Consider the following 14,647-nt stretch of genomic DNA (forward strand, 5'->3'; position numbering starts at 1 on the left):
TCCGCGCCGCGCATCATGCGGGCAATGACCTGGGAGGTCATGGTCCCGGCCGCCGCTAGAGCCGCGTGACGCCCTGCCCGGCGACTGCCGCCAGCTGATCCGGCGTCACCCGGTCGGGCGCGATTTCGCGCAGCGGCATCAGCACGAAGGCGCGCTCCCACATTCGCGGGTGCGGCACTTCCAGGGTGCCGGTGGCGATGCGGCTGTCGCCGTACAGCAGCAGGTCGAGGTCGAGCGTGCGCGGCGCATTGCGGTAGGGCCGCTCGCGACCGGCGCGCGCCTCGATGGCCTGCAGCTGCGCGAGCAGTTCGTGCGCCCCGAGCTGCGTCGAGACCTGCGCCACGGCATTGATGTAGTCGGGCCCGGACGAATCGAGCGGCGCCGTTCGGTACAGCGACGACCGGCGCACGAGGCTCGTCCCCGGCATGCGCGACAGCGCGTCGAAGGCATCGCGCACCGCGCGCGCCGCATCGCCGAGGTTGGCGCCGAGCGCGACATAGGCGGTCACGGGCTCGCGCATCGCGAAAGCTCCCGCGCGATCAGTCCTGCGAGTCGCCCGCCGCCGGCGCCGCGCCATCGCCGGCCGGCTTGCGGCGGCGGCGACGGCGCTTGCGCGGGGCGTCCGCGCCCGCATCGTCCCCTCCGTCGCCGCGCGATGCTTCCGCCTGCGCAGGCGGCGCGCCGGCCTCGGAGTCGGCATCGCGGGCGACTGGCCTGGCCACGCGCACCCGCCGCTGGCCCTTGCCCTGCTCGTCACGCAGTTGCGCGACGAGGTCCTCCCGCACGGCGTCGCTGGCCTGGCTGAACTCCTGCCACCAGTCGGCCAGCACGACATCGACCTCGCCGATGTCGGCGCGCAGGCGCATGAAGTCGAAGCTCGCGCGGAAGCGCGGCTGCTCGACGAGGCTGAAGGGCGCGCTGCCGGTGCGTTTTTCGAAACGCGGCTGCATCATCCAGATCTCGCGCATGTCGGCGGCGAGCTTGCCGCGGCCCGACACGTCGCCGATGCGCGCGTTGAACACGTCGTCGATCGCGTCCTGCAGCGCGGGGAAGGGGTGCTGCCGGTCCTGCAGGCGCCGCGCCCAGCCGTCGCGCACGTCGGACCACAGCACGCAGGCCAGCAGGAAGCTGGGCGCGACGGGCTTGCCTTCATTGACTCGCCGGTCGGTGTCCTGCAGCGCCGACTGCACGAAGGGCTCGTCCGCACGTTCGACGACGAGGTCCAGCAGCGGATAGATGCCCCGCGACATGCCCAGCGCCTTCAGCTGCGCGATGGTCGCGAGCGAATGGCCAGTTTGCAGCAGCTTGAGCATTTCGTCGAACAGCCGGCTTTGCGGCACGTCGGCCAGCAGCGCCTGGCACTGCACCAGGGGCGCGGCCGTCTTCGGGTCGAGCTTGAAGCCGAGCGGGTTCAGCTTGGCCGCGAAGCGCACGGCGCGGATGATGCGCACCGGGTCCTCGCGGTAGCGCGTGAGCGGGTCGCCGATCATGCGCAGGGTGCGTTTCTTCGCGTCCTTGATGCCGTTGTGGTAGTCGACCACGGTCTGCGTTTCCGGGTCGTAGTACATCGCGTTGATGGTGAAGTCGCGGCGCGTCGCGTCTTCTTCCTGCGGGCCCCACACGTTGTCGCGCAGCACGCGGCCGGTCGAGTCCACCGCGTGCTTCATGCCCGCGAGTTCGCTCTTGCTCGTCTTCTCGTTGCCCGCGACCTGTTCCGCGGCGGCGTTGTCCATGTAGGCGCGGAAGGTCGACACCTCGATCACTTCATGTTCGCGCCCTCGGCCGTACACGACGTGCACGATGCGAAAGCGCCGGCCGATGATGAATGCGCGGCGAAAGAGGCTCTTGACCTGCTCCGGCGTGGCCGACGTCGCCACGTCGAAGTCCTTGGGCCGCAGGCCGACCAGCAGGTCGCGCACGGCGCCGCCGACGATGTAGGCCTCGTAGCCGGCCTCCTTGAGTGTGTGCACCACGTTGAGCGCGCGGTCGTCCACGAGCTTCGGGTCGATCCCGTGCTCCTGCGGACCCACTTCCTGGCGCTTGCCGAAACTGGGCTTGCCGCCCTTGGGGCCGGACGATTTGCCCAGCAGCTTGTCGATGAATTTCTTGATCATGTCTTGTCGAATAAATCGAGTATGCGCCAGCCGCGCGCCTGCGCGACGGCGCGCAGGCGCGCGTCCGGGTTGGTCGCCACCGGGTGGTCCACCTGTTCCATGAGGGCCAGGTCGTTGATGGAATCGGTATAGAAAGTCGACTCCACGCCGTCCCAATCCAGGCCGCGCGCCGCCAGCCATTGGGCCACACGTTGGACCTTGCCTTCGCGCGCGGAGGGAATGCCGGCGATTTCGCCGGTGATCCAGCCGCCGGCATCGCGCTCCAGCTCGACGGCGATCAGCTCATCCACCCCGAAGGCCTTCGCGATCGGTCGGGTGACGAATTCGTTGGTGGCCGTCACGATCACGAGCTGGTCGCCCTGCTCGCGGTGGCGCTGCACGAGCTCGAGCGCAGGCTCGCGCAGGGCGGGCCGGATCACGGTCTCCATGAAGAGCCGGTGGGCCTTCTCCGCTTCCTGCGGGCCACGTTCGCGCACCGCCTGGACGGCGAAGCGCACGTAGTCGTGGATGTCGAGCGTGCCGGCCTTGTAGTGCTCGAAGAATTCGTCGTTGCGGCGCTTGAACACGACGGGGTCGGTCCAGCCGATGTCCTGGCTGAACACGCCCCAGGAATAGTCGGAGTCGATGGGCAGGAGCGTGTGGTCGAGGTCGAAGAGCGCGAGCTTCATGCGCAGGCCGTTTTCATTCGCTCTCCAGCATCGCCTTGATCAGCGGAATGGTGATCGCGCGCTTGGTCTGCAGCGCGTAGCCGTCGAGCTGTTCGAGCAGCTGCATCAGGCTGCCGAGGTCGCGCGAGAAGCGCGTGAGCATGAAGTCCATCACCTCGTCGCCGAGGAACACGCCCCGCGCATCGGCGGCCTGGCGCAGCACGGCGCGGCGCTCCGGCTCGCTCAGCACCTGCAGCTGGAACACGTGCCCCCACCCGAGGCGGGTGCGCAGGTCTTCCCGCAGCTTGAGGTCGGCCGGCGGCAGCTCGCCCGCCGCCAGCACGCCGCGCTGCAGGGTCTGCGCGTTCACGAACCAGTTGAAGGCGGCGTGCTGCTGCACGGCCGTGTACAGGTGGACATCGTCCATCAGGACCACGGCCCACCGCTCGTCGAACTCCGGCGGCTCGTGCACGGACGGATCGAGCCAGCCGGCCGTCGCGCCCTGCTCGCGCAAGGTTTCCGCGACGGCCTTGAGCAGGTGCGTCTTGCCGCTGCCGCTCGCGCCCCACAGGTAGGTGGGGACGGGCGAGCGCGTCGGGCTGCCCGCCCACAGCTGGAGATGGCGGAATGCCGCCTCGTTGGGTCCCGCGCAGAAGCTCGACAGCGTCGGTCCGCGGGCGAGGCCGATGTCCAGCGCGATCTGCTTCACACCCCGCCCCGGTAGAGGTTGCTGCCGAGATAGCCGCTGCGGATGCGGCGGATCGCCACCAGCAGCACAGCGCTTGCGGGCAGTGCCACGAACACGCCGACGAAGCCGAACAGCTGCCCGAAGGCCAGCAAGGCGAAGATGACCGCCAGCGGATGCAGGCCGATGCGCTCGCCGACGAGCCGCGGCGTGAGGTAGAAACCCTCGATCACCTGGCCCGTGCCGTACACGGCGGCGACCATCACCAGCGCCTTCAAGGATGCGAACTGCAGCAGCCCCGCGAGCAGGGCCAGCAGCAAGCCGATTCCGAAGCCGACGTAAGGCACGAACATCGCGAGGCCGGTGAAAAAGCCGATCGGCAGGGCGAGGTCCAGGCCGAACAGCGCGAGGCCGACGCTGTAGAAAACCGCCATGGTCAGCATCACCAGCAACTGCCCGCGCAGGTACTGCCCGAGCACCATGTCGGCTTCCTCCCGGAAAGAGTCGACGCCGGGGCGCGCGCGCGGCGGCACGAGCTCCAGCACGCGCGCGACGAACTGTTTCCAGTCGAGCAGGAGGTAGAAGAGCGCGACGGGGATCAGCACCGCGTTGCCGATGACGGTCAGCGCGACACTGCCGCCGAGGCGCAGGGACGGCAGCACCGAATTGAACGCATCGGCGTAATTGGCGTTGAGGTAGCGCTGCACGACCGCCTTCAGGCTCTCGAGGTCCAGCGCGACGTGGATGCCGAACTGCTGCAGCCAGGGCGCGAGGGTCGAATTGAGTTTGTCGAACACCGAGGGAAGCTGCTGGCGCATCAGCGGGATTTCCTTGGCGACCACGGGCACGATCAGCAGCACGAGGCTCACGAACGCGAGGATGAACAGCAGCTCCACGACAATGACCGCCAGCACGCGCGGCATGCGCGTGCGCAGGGACAGCAGATCGACCAGCGGCGTGAGGGCGTAGGCCAGCACCGCGGCTACCACGAAGGGCGTCAGCACCGGCCCGAGGGAGCGCAGCGCCAGCACGGCCAGCAGCGCGATCAGCAGCCAGGCTGCCGCGCGTTTCTGGCCGGAGGTGAACTGCATCGTGCCGGGCCGGGTCAGCGCAGCTGGAGGTCGTCGTCGCCGAAGCGGATGCCCAGCGGCTCGATCAGCAACTGCTTGGGACCGGCTTCCACGCGGCCCGCGACGAGCGCGGCCACGCCCGCCGCTTGCGCCACTTCCACCGTGCGCTGCGCATCCTGCGCGCGCACGAAGAGCGCGAATCCCGCGCCCATGTTGAGCGTGCTGTAGGCCTCGCGATCGTCCTGCTTCGCGTGCTCCTGCATGAAGCGCAGGACCGGCGTCACGGGAGGCACCTTGTCGATGCGGTACGTCAGGGTGGCGGGGTGGCGCAGGAGCTTGCGCCATCCATGCCCCGTGATGTTGGCGCAGTAGTGGGGTGTGATGCCCGCCTTGTACAAGGCTTCGGTCACCGGCGAATAGAGCACGGTCGGGGCGAGCAGCGCTTCGCCATACGTCGTGCCGTCGGGCAGCTTCGTGAGATAGCCCTGCGGCAGGCGCTCCACCAGTTTGCGCGCGAGGCTGAGGCCATTGGCGTGGATGCCGCTGGAAGCCAGGAGCACGATGGCGTCGCCGGCCGCGAGCTTGTCGCCCACCGACAGCCGCTCCTTCGGGTTGACGAGGCCGGTGCAGGATGCCGCCAGGTCGATCCGCCCGGCTTCGACGATGCCTGCGAGCGCCGGCGTCTCTCCGCCGCCCCACGCCACGCCGCAGGTGTCGCAGGCGCGCTTCCAGCCCGCCACCAGCGCCTGCGAGCGCTGCGCGTCGCCGAACCAGTCGGACCCGCCCGCCGACCAGTACGCCTGGACGACCAGCGGCGTCGCGCCGACGGTGATGAGGTCGTTGACCGCCATGGCGATCGTGTCCTGCGCGATGGAGTCGTAGTAGCTCTTGCCGGTGAGCTTCTGCATATCGTCCGCGACGAGCGTCTTGGTGCCCAGGCACTCCACGATCGAGGCGAGGTAGAAAGGGCCCACATCCACGACATAGGCCGATTCGCCCCGGGAGGCGGGGACTTCGGTGAACCCATGCGCCGCGAGGTTGGCGCCGGTGGCTGCCGCCGCGCGCTGCGCTGCCACCTTGAGGGGGTCGATCAGGTCGTAATTGACGCCCGCCTGTTCATAGCTCAAGGTGCCGGTGGACGTGTCTTTCGGATTCATCCCCAAATTATCGCCGCACCGTGCGTGCGCCCCGGGGACCGCGGGGACTTCAGTTCTTCTCGCGCCGCAGGCTCGCCACGCGGTCGGCGATGACATCGATGTCCAGTGCGTCCTGCGCGTGGACCAGGTAGGTTTCCAGGTCGTGCACGGCCAGCGCGGCATGGCCCTGCTCCGCATGCGCGAGACCGCGGTCCCGGTATTCGGCCCACGCCTCCGGCAGCAGGATCACCAGCCTGTCCTGCACGGCGATGGCACGCTGCCAGTCCTCCTGCGCATGGTGGATTTCCTTCAGGTTGCGCAGCATGCGCGCGATGATGTCGCGGCCGGGCGCGGCCTGCAGGTACAGGCCGAGCGGCACCTCGAATTCGTCCACCAGGCCGCTGCGGCGCTTGTAGGGTTCGAGCCGTTCGGAGAGTTCCTCGCGCGACAGCGACTGCCCGGTGAACGGGTCGATCACCACCTGGCCCTTGGGCAGGTTGACCTTCACCATGAAGTGGCCGGGAAAACAGACGCCCCGCGCATGCAGGCCCAGGCCCTGCGCGAGTTCGACCCACAGCACCGCCAGCGATATCTGGATACCGCGGCGGGTGCGCAGCACGACATTGAGGTAGCTGTTGTCGGGGTCGCAGTAATCGTTGACGTTGCCGCCGAACGACAGGTCGCGAAAGAAGAACTGGTTGAGCATGCGCAGCCGCTGCAAGGCGCCGGCGTCCGCCGGCAGCCGGCGCTTCAGGCGGGCGAGCAACTGGTCCACGTCGCCCAGCACCTGCTGCACGTCGAGGTCGGGGTATTCGTCCTGCGCGATGCTGGCCGCGGCTTCCAGCAGGGGAAATTCGTCGTCGCTCTGCACCAGCGAGGCGAAATACTCGAGCGGCGTCGGGGCCGTGAGGTTCAGCTGCATGAAGTCTTTGTAATGGAGTGGCCCGCGCGCGTCAAGCGACTGCGGACCGCGGTTGCATCAACGCGTCACGAACTGCCGCAGTTTCAGCCCGGCGGCCCACAGCGCTACAAAATAAATAGCGCCGGAGGCAGCCAGGACACAGGCCATGAGGCCGGCGCGGTACAGCGGTTCGGCCCGCATCTCGATCCAGGGAAAGCTTGTCGCGGCCCACATGAGGAAGATGGTCAGCAGCGCGCTCGCGCCGACCACCTGCAGGCCGAACACGCCCCAGCCGGGCGACGGCTTGTAGCTGCCGCGCTTGAGCAGCCCGACCAGCAGCCAGCCCGCGTTGATGAGCGCGCCGATGCCGATGGACAACGCGAGACCGGCTTGGCGCAGCGAAGGCACGAGCGCGAGGTTGAGCAGCTGCGTCACGATGAGCACGACGATCGCGATGCGCACCGGCGTCTTCATGTCGCGGCTGGCGTAGAAGCCCGGCGCCAGGACCTTGATCGCGACCAGGCCGAGCAGACCCACCCCGTAGCCCGCGAGCGCGAGCGACACCTGCGACACGTCGCTTTCCTTGAACGCGCCGTAGTGGAACAGCGTTGCAACCAGCGGCTTGGCGAACACCAGGAGGGCCACGGAGGAAGGCACGGCCAGCAGCACGACGAGTCGCAGGCCCCAATCCAGCATGGCGGAATAGCGCACGGGATCGTCGCTGGCCTTGGCGCTGGCCAGCTGCGGCGTCAGCACGACCCCGATCGCGACGCCGAGCATCGCGGTCGGGAATTCCATCAGGCGGCCCGCGTAATCCAGCCAGGTGACGTTGCCGGGGCCCAGCCAGGACGCGATCTGCGTGTTGATCATCAGGGAGATCTGCGACACGCCCACCCCCAGCAGCGCCGGCGCCATCATCCCCGCCACCTCGCGCGTGCCGGCGTCGGCCCAGGCCTCGCGAATGCGCCGCCAGCTCACGCCGATGCGTGGCAGCAGGCCCAGGCGCCTCAGCGCCGGAACCTGTACGGCCAGCTGCATGACCCCGCCCAGCATCACGCCCCCCGCCATCGCGTAGATGGGCTCGATGCCCATGCGGCCGAACCAGGGCGCGCCGAACCACGCGGCCGCGATCATGCACAGGTTGAGCAGAACGGGGGTGGCCGCGGGCACGGCGTAATGCCGCCAGGTATTCAGGATGCCCGAGGACAGCGCGACCATCGACATGAAGCCGATGTACGGGAACATCCACCGGGTCATGAGCACGGCCGCCTCGAAACCGTGCGGGGACTGCTTCAGGCCACTGGCCAGCGCCCACACCAGGACCGGTGCGCCCGCGACCCCGACGACGCAGGTCCCCAACAGCGCCCAGGCCAGCGCGGTGGCGACGGAATCGATCAGCCGGCGGGTCACTTGCGCCCCGTCGCGCTCCTTGGAATGCGCGAGGGCGGGCACGAAGGCCTGGCTGAAGGCGCCTTCGGCGAACAGGCGCCTGAACAGGTTCGGGATGCGGAAGGCAACGTTGAAGGCGTCCGTCAGCGCGCTCGCCCCGAAGGTGGATGCCATCAGCAGGTCCCTCATGAGCCCGGTCACGCGGGAGGCGAAGGTCAGGAGGGAAACGGTGGAGGCGGCTTTGAGTAGGCTCATCGGGGGTCTTTGCCCGGGAGTTTAGCCCGTGGGCGCGGGACGGCGGGCCGCGTTATAATGGTGGGCTTTGCTCGGCATCATCCTCAGACACAAAGGATTTACTCATGGCATCAGCCAAACCCAAGAAAAAGAACCCGCGCCTCGCGTCGGGCCGTAAACGCGCACGCCAGGACGTCAAGCTCAATGCAGCGAACACGTCCCTGCGCTCCAAGTACCGCACCGCAGTGAAGAACGTCGAGAAGGCTGTCGCCGCAGGCGACAAGACCAAGGCGACGGAAGCCTTCGCCAAGGCGCAAAGCATCGTCGACACCATCGCCGACAAGCAGATCTTCCACAAGAACAAGGCCGCTCGCGACAAGAGCCGCCTGGCCGCCAAGGTGAAAGCCCTGGCTACCGCCGCCGCCTGACGTATTCAGGTCCAGCCCGGCCTCCTGTCCACAGGAAGCCGCCGTTTGAAACGGGTGCGCTGTCGAGCAAAGCCAAAGGCCGTCGAAAGACGGCCTTTTGCATTTCCGGGCCATCGAAGCAAGGTCAGCGCTTTTCCTGGGAGAGGCGGTCGTCCAGCCGCTTGCGTCCCGCATCGGCGATCGCCCTGCACGACCCGGTGTCGGCGTAAGCCGCGGACCCTTCCCGTGCCGCACGCTCGAGGCGACCCCAGAGGGCATTCACTTCCGGGTGGGCGGCAATGGCGATGTCGCAGGGGAGCTGGGCCATCGCCTCGAAGCTGCGCCGGAATTGGGCGATCAACTCGGGGTGCCGGGAAAACCGGAAGCCCTCGGCGGCCACGGCCGTGACGCTGTCGGCGAACACCATGTTCAGGCACTTGTCCTTCTCGCACGAACGCCACGTCCAGGTCGTGCCGCCCGGCGTGTGCCCGGGCGTGCTGTGCGCCGTGAGGGCCAGAGGCCCGAGCTTCACGACTTCGCCGTCGCGGACAGCCCCCACGCGCGCGGAACCGGGAAATGGCGACAGCGTACCGAACTGCGGGTCCTGCCGGGGCGTCACTCCCGTGCGAAGCGTCTCCACATTGCCGGTCCCCGCGAGCACGCGGGCCCCGCTCGCCTTCTGCAAGGCGGCGATGCCCCCCGCGTGGTCGCCGTGCGCGTGCGAACTCAGGATGTAGCGGATGTCCCGGACGTCGTAGCCGAGCGTGCGGATGTTGGCCGCGACCACCTTGGCGCCGGCCACCGTCGTGCCGTCAATGAGGATGTGGCCCGCGGGCGAAGTGATGAGCAAGGCGCTGATGCCCGCCGTGCCCACGTAATTCGTAGAGCCGTGGACCGTGAATGGCGCCTGTGGGGCGTCCCAATCGCCTTGCGCAGCGGCTGTACCGGCGCACAACACCAGCGCGGCGGCGAGCAACCCCTTCATGCCGCCGGCCCGCGTGTGGGCGGAGCGGCCACCGGCGCATCCGGAAGAAGGCATGCCTCGACCACCTGCAGGTCGTTGTCCCGCGCGAAGTTCATGACGAAGTCCCAGGCCATGACGTCGTAGGCCTTCAACTCGGAGTTCACCACCACGGACTTCACGCCGTCCACCGTGGTGGGCACACACCAGGGCGAATAGCTGAGGTGGCTGCCCGGCTGTGGCCCGCCGGGCCGGAACGAGCTCATGACGCCCGCCAGCCGCTCCGCCCAGTCGCTGGGGCGAAAGGTCTTCCCGTCCCGGGTGATGCCCTGGATGAAAACTTCTTTGGCGGAGGGGGAAACCATCATGTTGCGGCGCACAACCATTCTATCTGCGCGATATGCTTGCGCCCTGTCGAAGCGCTGTCAGCGGGCGGGTGCAGGCGCATCGCAGTGATGCGCAATCGGCAACCAACGGCGCGTGGCGATGTGCCTAAAATCGGTCCTCAGCGGCTCACTTCGTTGAGCCGATTTTCATTTCAGGAGTGCTGCAAATGGCTTTCATCGAGGCGTCCTCGCCCCACACCATGAACACCTACGGCCGGCTGCCGATCGCGCTGTCGCACGGCCAGGGCGTGCGCGTGTGGGACGTCAATGGCAAGCAGTACCTCGATGCGCTGGCCGGCATCGCCGTCAACACGCTCGGGCACAACCATCCCAAGCTCGTGCCGGCGCTGCAGGACCAGGTCAGCAAGATCATCCACAGCTGCAACTACTACCACGTGCCCAACCAGGAGCGCCTGGCGGCCGAGCTGACGGCGCTCTCGGGCATGACCAACGCGTTCTTCTGCTGCACCGGTCTGGAAGCCAACGAGGCCGCCATCAAGCTCGCGCGCAAGTACGGGCATGACCGCGGCATCGAGCGGCCCGAGATCGTCGTGTACGAGAAGGCCTTCCACGGCCGCAGCATCGCGACGCTCTCCGCCACCGGCAACGAGAAGGTGCAGAAGGGCTTCGGCCCGCTGGTCGAAGGCTTCATCCGCGTGCCCCTGAACGACATCGCCGCGCTCAAGGCCGCGACCGAAGGCAACAGGAACGTCGTCGCCGTGTTCTTCGAGACGATCCAGGGCGAAGGCGGCATCAACCCAATGCGCCTGGACTACCTGCAGCAGGTGCGCCAGCTGTGCGACCAGCAGGAGTGGCTGCTGATGATCGACGAAGTGCAGTGCGGCATGGGCCGCACCGGCAAGTGGTTCGCGCACCAGTGGGCCGGGATCGTGCCGGACGTCATGCCGCTCGCCAAGGGCCTCGGCTCGGGCGTGCCGGTCGGCGCCGTGGTCGCGGGCCCCAAGGCCGCCGACATTTTCCAGCCGGGCAACCACGGCACCACCTTCGGCGGCAACCCGCTGGCGATGCGGGCGGGCGTGGAGACGATCCGCATCATGAAGGAAGACCGCCTGCTGGAGAACGCATCCACTGTCGGCTCGCACCTCAAGGGCGCGCTCGCGCGGGAGATCGGCGGCCTGGCCGGCGTGAAGGAAATCCGCGGGCAGGGCCTCATGATCGGCGTCGAGCTCGAGAAGAACTGCAATGTGCTCACGCCGCGCGCCGCGGAAGCCGGGCTGCTGATCAGCGTCACCGCGGACAACGTGATCCGCCTGCTGCCCCCGCTCATCATGACCACGTCGGAGGCCGATGAAGTCGTCAGCATCCTCGCCCCGCTGGTGAAGGAATTCCTTGCGCAATGAGGCGCCCATGACGATCAAGCACTACCTGCAATTCAGCGACCTGACGGCGGCCGAGTACGAGTGGCTGTTCCAGCGCGCGGCCGTCATCAAGAAGAAATTCAAGTCCTACGAAAAGTACCATCCGCTCGCGGACCGCACGCTTGCGATGATTTTCGAGAAGGCATCCACGCGCACGCGCGTGAGCTTCGAGGCCGGCATGTACCAGCTGGGCGGCAGCGTCGTGCACCTGACCACGGGCGACAGCCAGCTCGGGCGCGCCGAGCCGATCGAGGACAGCGCGAAGGTGATCAGCCGCATGGTAGACCTCGTGATGATCCGCACTTACGGCCAGGACAAGATCGAGCTCTTCGCTCAGCACTCGCGCGTGCCGGTGATCAACGGGCTCACCAACGAGTTCCATCCCTGCCAGATCCTCGCGGACATCTTCACCTACATCGAACATCGCGGCTCGATCGCGGGAAAGGTGGTGGCGTGGGTGGGCGACGGCAACAACATGGCCAACACCTGGCTGCAGGCCGCGGAGCTGCTGGGCTTCAAGGTGCACCTGAGCACGCCGAGCGGCTACGAGGTGGACCAGACCATCGCCGGTATCCGCAGCAACGAGAGCTACCAGGTCTTCAAGGACCCGATGGATGCGTGCCGCGGCGCGCACCTCGTGACCACCGACGTGTGGACCAGCATGGGCTTCGAAGCCGAGAACGAGGAGCGCAAGAAGGCCTTCGCCGACTGGTGCGTGGACGCCGAAATGATGCGCGTGGCCCAGCCCGACGCGCTCTTCATGCACTGCCTGCCCGCGCATCGCGGCGAGGAAGTCGAAGCGGATGTGATCGACGGCCCGCAGTCGGTGGTATGGGACGAGGCCGAGAACCGCATGCACGCGCAGAAGGCACTCATGGAGTACCTCCTGCTCGGCAAGGTCGGCTGAGCCGGCTTCAGCGCGCGGCCGCCACCGGAAAGCGCATCCCCGCGGGTTGCGGCAGCTTGCCCAGCGCCGCCAGCCGCGCCTCGACCGCGAATCGCGTGCGGCCCAGCTGCGCCGCCAGTTCCTTCGCCTCGGTTCCCGCATCGAATCCGTTCTCCAGCGTGGCGTCGTCTTCCGGCGCCCAGGGCTTGCCGGCATTCGGCGGCGCGACGCGCGGGGTTCGCGCGGCGCGCGCCGGCACGTCCTCCAGCGCCTTCGACACCGTGAAGAGCGCGCGGATCACCGGAGGCTCGTTGTACGGGCTGTCGGCCGGCATGCACTCGCCGGTCACGGGGTGAACACCTCTCGCGAGCGTGTCGATGATCTGGCGAGCCGTCTGCAATTCCATGGTGGTCTCCTCTCGGTGGGGTGTTGAAAGTGGATGCGATACTGTTTATTCATACAGCATCGAAGCAACGCACCCCGTCACACCGCGGTTGACCGTGTTGGGATTAACCGACACCACGCCCGCGAAGCCCGGCGCAAACTTCGCCGCATGAAAAGAATCTGGGATATTTCGCCGCCGGTCGCGGCGGGCTCGCCGGTGTTTCCGGGCGACACCCCCTATAGCCAGGAATGGTCCGCCACGCTGGGGCCGGGATGCCCGGTGAACGTCAGCCGCATCACGATGTCGCCGCACGTGGGCGCCCACGCGGATGCGCCCTTGCACTACGACCCGGACGGCGCGCCGATCGGCGAAGTCGACCTCACCGCCTACCTCGGCCCTTGCCGCGTCATCCATGCGATCGCACAGGGGCCGCTCATCGAATGGCGGCACCTCGAACATGCCGCGCGCGACCTGCCCGCACGCGTGCTCGTGCGTACGTACGAGCGCATGCCGCACGACCGGTGGGACCCGCAACTGGCTGCCTACGCGCCGGAGACGATCGAGAAGCTCGCATCGCTCGGCGTGCGCCTCGTGGGGATCGACACCGCGAGCATCGATCCCGCGGAGAGCAAGGCGCTCTCCAGCCACCAGGTGATCCGCCGCCTGGGCCTGCGCGTGCTGGAGAACCTGGTGCTCGACGAGGTCCCCGAAGGCGACTACGAACTGATCGCCCTGCCCCTGAAACTCATGACGGCCGACGCCTCTCCCGTGCGCGCCGTGCTGCGCGAACCATGACCACCCTGCAAGACTGCCGCGCGCTCGACGCGCAAGACCCGCTGCGCGCACTGCGCGACCTCTTCACGCTGCCGCGCGGCGTGACCTACCTCGACGGCAATTCGCTCGGCGTGCTGCCCAGGTCCGCCGCATCGCGCGTCGCGCGCGCGGTGGAGGAGGAATGGGGCCAGGGCCTCATCCGATCCTGGAATACCGCCGGCTGGTTCGACATGCCGCAGCGCCTGGGGGACAAGATCGCACTGCTGGTCGGCGCGAAGCCCGGCGAGGTGGTGGCCACTGACACCACGTCGATCAACCTGTACAAGGTGCTGAGCGCGGCGCTGCGGATCGCATGCTCGAGGGACCCGGCGCGCAAGGCCGTGGTGAGCGAGCGCAGCAACTTCCCCACGGACCTTTACATCGCCGAATCGCTGTGCGAGCAGCATGGCATGGAGTTGCGCCTCGTGGAGGAATCGCAGGTCGCCGCCTCGCTCCAGGCGGATGTCGCGGTGCTGATGCTCACCCACGTGAACTACCGCACCGGCGCCATGCATGACATGGCGTCCGTCACCCGCGCGGCACACGAAGCGGGCGTGCTCACGGTATGGGACCTCGCGCACAGCGCGGGCGCGGTCGTCGTGGACCTGCACGGGGCCGATGCCGACTTTGCCATCGGCTGCGGCTACAAATACCTCAACGGCGGCCCCGGCGCGCCCGCCTTCGCCTGGGTCCATCCCACTCACGCGGACCGGTTCCGCCAGCCGCTCTCCGGCTGGTGGGGCCACGCGGCCCCGTTCGAATTCACGCCGGGTTACCGGCCCGCCGCCGGCATTTCCCGCTACCTGTGCGGCACGCAGCCGATCCTCAGCATGGCCGCGCTCGAATGCGGGCTCGACGCGATGCTGGCCGCGCAACCGCTGGGCGGCATGCCGGCCCTGCGCAACAAGTCGCTTGCGCTCACCGACCTCTTCATCCGCCTCGTCGAAGAGCGATGCGGCGGACACGGGCTCTCGCTCGTCACGCCGCGCGAGCACGCCCGCCGCGGATCGCAGGTGTGCCTGTCCCGCGCCGATGGCGCGTATGCGATCGTGCAGGCGCTGATCGAGCGCGGCGTCATCGGGGACTTCCGCGCGGGCGACGGCGGCGCGCATGCGGACATCCTGCGCTTCGGTTTCACCCCGCTCTACATCGGCTTCGAGGACGTGTGGAACGCCGTCGAACAATTGCGCCTCGTGCTCGCCGGGCGCGAATGGCAGCGACCCGAATTCAATCGCAAGCAGGCGGTGACCTGAG

At 68.1% G+C, this 14,647-nt stretch carries 16 protein-coding genes; 5 read left to right on the forward strand and 11 right to left on the reverse strand.

Translation table 11 applies throughout. The features are described from left to right. Positions 1-55: 55 nt before the first annotated feature. The 8 genes from folK to murJ are packed head-to-tail and all read right to left on the reverse strand — an operon-like array spanning position 56 to position 8,197. Positions 56-520 carry a 2-amino-4-hydroxy-6-hydroxymethyldihydropteridine diphosphokinase gene (folK, locus tag I5803_RS07240; RefSeq protein WP_196985702.1) on the reverse strand — a complete coding sequence of 155 codons (465 nt, stop codon included), beginning with the start codon at positions 518-520 and terminating at the stop codon, positions 56-58. 19 nt (positions 521-539) lie between these two features. Further along, the gene (pcnB, locus tag I5803_RS07245; protein WP_196985703.1) at positions 540-2,114 is read right to left on the reverse strand and encodes a polynucleotide adenylyltransferase PcnB; all 1,575 of its coding nucleotides are present in this window, start codon (positions 2,112-2,114) and stop codon (positions 540-542) included. Beyond that, positions 2,111-2,782 carry an HAD family hydrolase gene (locus tag I5803_RS07250; RefSeq protein ID WP_196985704.1) on the reverse strand — a complete coding sequence of 224 codons (672 nt, stop codon included), beginning with the start codon at positions 2,780-2,782 and terminating at the stop codon, positions 2,111-2,113. The genes pcnB and I5803_RS07250 overlap by 4 nt, the downstream gene beginning before the upstream one ends. 13 nt (positions 2,783-2,795) lie before the next feature. Further along, positions 2,796-3,470, reverse strand: coding sequence for a DnaA regulatory inactivator Hda (hda, locus tag I5803_RS07255; protein ID WP_196985705.1), 675 nt, complete (start codon positions 3,468-3,470; stop codon positions 2,796-2,798). Next, on the reverse strand, positions 3,467-4,537 hold the full coding sequence (locus tag I5803_RS07260) for an AI-2E family transporter (protein WP_196985706.1): 1,071 nt from the start codon (positions 4,535-4,537) through the stop codon (positions 3,467-3,469). Before I5803_RS07260 ends, hda begins: the two co-directional genes overlap by 4 nt. A 14-nt stretch (positions 4,538-4,551) precedes the next feature. Continuing rightward, a complete protein-coding gene (locus I5803_RS07265; protein WP_196985707.1) occupies positions 4,552-5,673 on the reverse strand; it encodes an AIR synthase related protein in 1,122 nt (373 codons plus the stop codon). 49 nt (positions 5,674-5,722) lie between these two features. Continuing rightward, positions 5,723-6,574, reverse strand: coding sequence for a SirB1 family protein (locus I5803_RS07270; RefSeq protein WP_196985708.1), 852 nt, complete (start codon positions 6,572-6,574; stop codon positions 5,723-5,725). A gap of 57 nt (positions 6,575-6,631) precedes the next feature. Then, the gene (murJ, locus tag I5803_RS07275; RefSeq protein WP_196985709.1) at positions 6,632-8,197 is read right to left on the reverse strand and encodes a murein biosynthesis integral membrane protein MurJ; all 1,566 of its coding nucleotides are present in this window, start codon (positions 8,195-8,197) and stop codon (positions 6,632-6,634) included. A 104-nt stretch (positions 8,198-8,301) separates the two neighbouring features. Between murJ and rpsT the strand changes: the two genes are divergently transcribed. Further along, positions 8,302-8,604, forward strand: coding sequence for a 30S ribosomal protein S20 (rpsT, locus tag I5803_RS07280; protein WP_196985710.1), 303 nt, complete (start codon positions 8,302-8,304; stop codon positions 8,602-8,604). A 124-nt stretch (positions 8,605-8,728) separates the two neighbouring features. On the opposite strand, the gene blaSMB is transcribed toward rpsT, so the two are convergent. Continuing rightward, positions 8,729-9,622, reverse strand: coding sequence for an SMB-1 family subclass B3 metallo-beta-lactamase (blaSMB, locus tag I5803_RS07285; RefSeq protein ID WP_196985711.1), 894 nt, complete (start codon positions 9,620-9,622; stop codon positions 8,729-8,731). After that, a complete protein-coding gene (locus I5803_RS07290) occupies positions 9,565-9,909 on the reverse strand; it encodes a DUF3579 domain-containing protein (RefSeq protein ID WP_196988492.1) in 345 nt (114 codons plus the stop codon). The genes blaSMB and I5803_RS07290 overlap by 58 nt, the downstream gene beginning before the upstream one ends. A 188-nt stretch (positions 9,910-10,097) precedes the next feature. Here I5803_RS07290 and I5803_RS07295 point away from each other — a divergent pair, with 188 nt between their 5' ends. Next, positions 10,098-11,291 carry an aspartate aminotransferase family protein gene (locus I5803_RS07295; protein WP_196985712.1) on the forward strand — a complete coding sequence of 398 codons (1,194 nt, stop codon included), beginning with the start codon at positions 10,098-10,100 and terminating at the stop codon, positions 11,289-11,291. Positions 11,292-11,298: 7 nt separating this feature from the next. Further along, entirely contained in the window at positions 11,299-12,216 is a 918-nt protein-coding gene (gene argF / locus I5803_RS07300) for an ornithine carbamoyltransferase (protein WP_196985713.1), read from the forward strand. Between the two features lie 7 nt (positions 12,217-12,223). On the opposite strand, the gene I5803_RS07305 is transcribed toward argF, so the two are convergent. Then, a complete protein-coding gene (locus I5803_RS07305; RefSeq protein WP_196985714.1) occupies positions 12,224-12,601 on the reverse strand; it encodes a hypothetical protein in 378 nt (125 codons plus the stop codon). 147 nt (positions 12,602-12,748) lie between these two features. Between I5803_RS07305 and kynB the strand changes: the two genes are divergently transcribed. Together kynB and kynU are read left to right on the forward strand one after the other, a co-directional pair. Then, complete coding sequence (gene kynB, locus I5803_RS07310; RefSeq protein ID WP_196985715.1) at positions 12,749-13,375, forward strand: arylformamidase; 627 nt, start codon at positions 12,749-12,751, stop codon at positions 13,373-13,375. Then, positions 13,372-14,646 carry a kynureninase gene (gene kynU, locus I5803_RS07315; RefSeq protein WP_196985716.1) on the forward strand — a complete coding sequence of 425 codons (1,275 nt, stop codon included), beginning with the start codon at positions 13,372-13,374 and terminating at the stop codon, positions 14,644-14,646. Before kynB ends, kynU begins: the two co-directional genes overlap by 4 nt. Position 14,647: the final 1 nt, after the last annotated feature.

The sequence above is a fragment of the Caenimonas aquaedulcis genome, assembly GCF_015831345.1.
GTDB lineage: Bacteria > Pseudomonadota > Gammaproteobacteria > Burkholderiales > Burkholderiaceae_C > Ramlibacter > Ramlibacter aquaedulcis.

Bases quoted from the DNA above. Each gene is read 5' to 3' on its own strand.
- murJ (WP_196985709.1), bottom strand. From the start codon at position 8,197: ATGAGCCTACTCAAAGCCGCCTCCACCGTTTCCCTCCTGACCTTCGCC.
- I5803_RS07295 (WP_196985712.1), top strand. From the start codon at position 10,098: ATGGCTTTCATCGAGGCGTCCTCGCCCCACACCATGAACACCTACGGC.
- I5803_RS07265 (WP_196985707.1), bottom strand. From the start codon at position 5,673: ATGAATCCGAAAGACACGTCCACCGGCACCTTGAGCTATGAACAGGCG.
- blaSMB (WP_196985711.1), bottom strand. From the start codon at position 9,622: ATGCCTTCTTCCGGATGCGCCGGTGGCCGCTCCGCCCACACGCGGGCC.
- I5803_RS07290 (WP_196988492.1), bottom strand. From the start codon at position 9,909: ATGGTTTCCCCCTCCGCCAAAGAAGTTTTCATCCAGGGCATCACCCGG.
- I5803_RS07305 (WP_196985714.1), bottom strand. From the start codon at position 12,601: ATGGAATTGCAGACGGCTCGCCAGATCATCGACACGCTCGCGAGAGGT.
- rpsT (WP_196985710.1), top strand. From the start codon at position 8,302: ATGGCATCAGCCAAACCCAAGAAAAAGAACCCGCGCCTCGCGTCGGGC.
- pcnB (WP_196985703.1), bottom strand. From the start codon at position 2,114: ATGATCAAGAAATTCATCGACAAGCTGCTGGGCAAATCGTCCGGCCCC.
- argF (WP_196985713.1), top strand. From the start codon at position 11,299: ATGACGATCAAGCACTACCTGCAATTCAGCGACCTGACGGCGGCCGAG.
- I5803_RS07270 (WP_196985708.1), bottom strand. From the start codon at position 6,574: ATGCAGCTGAACCTCACGGCCCCGACGCCGCTCGAGTATTTCGCCTCG.
- folK (WP_196985702.1), bottom strand. From the start codon at position 520: ATGCGCGAGCCCGTGACCGCCTATGTCGCGCTCGGCGCCAACCTCGGC.
- kynU (WP_196985716.1), top strand. From the start codon at position 13,372: ATGACCACCCTGCAAGACTGCCGCGCGCTCGACGCGCAAGACCCGCTG.
- I5803_RS07260 (WP_196985706.1), bottom strand. From the start codon at position 4,537: ATGCAGTTCACCTCCGGCCAGAAACGCGCGGCAGCCTGGCTGCTGATC.
- kynB (WP_196985715.1), top strand. From the start codon at position 12,749: ATGAAAAGAATCTGGGATATTTCGCCGCCGGTCGCGGCGGGCTCGCCG.
- I5803_RS07250 (WP_196985704.1), bottom strand. From the start codon at position 2,782: ATGAAGCTCGCGCTCTTCGACCTCGACCACACGCTCCTGCCCATCGAC.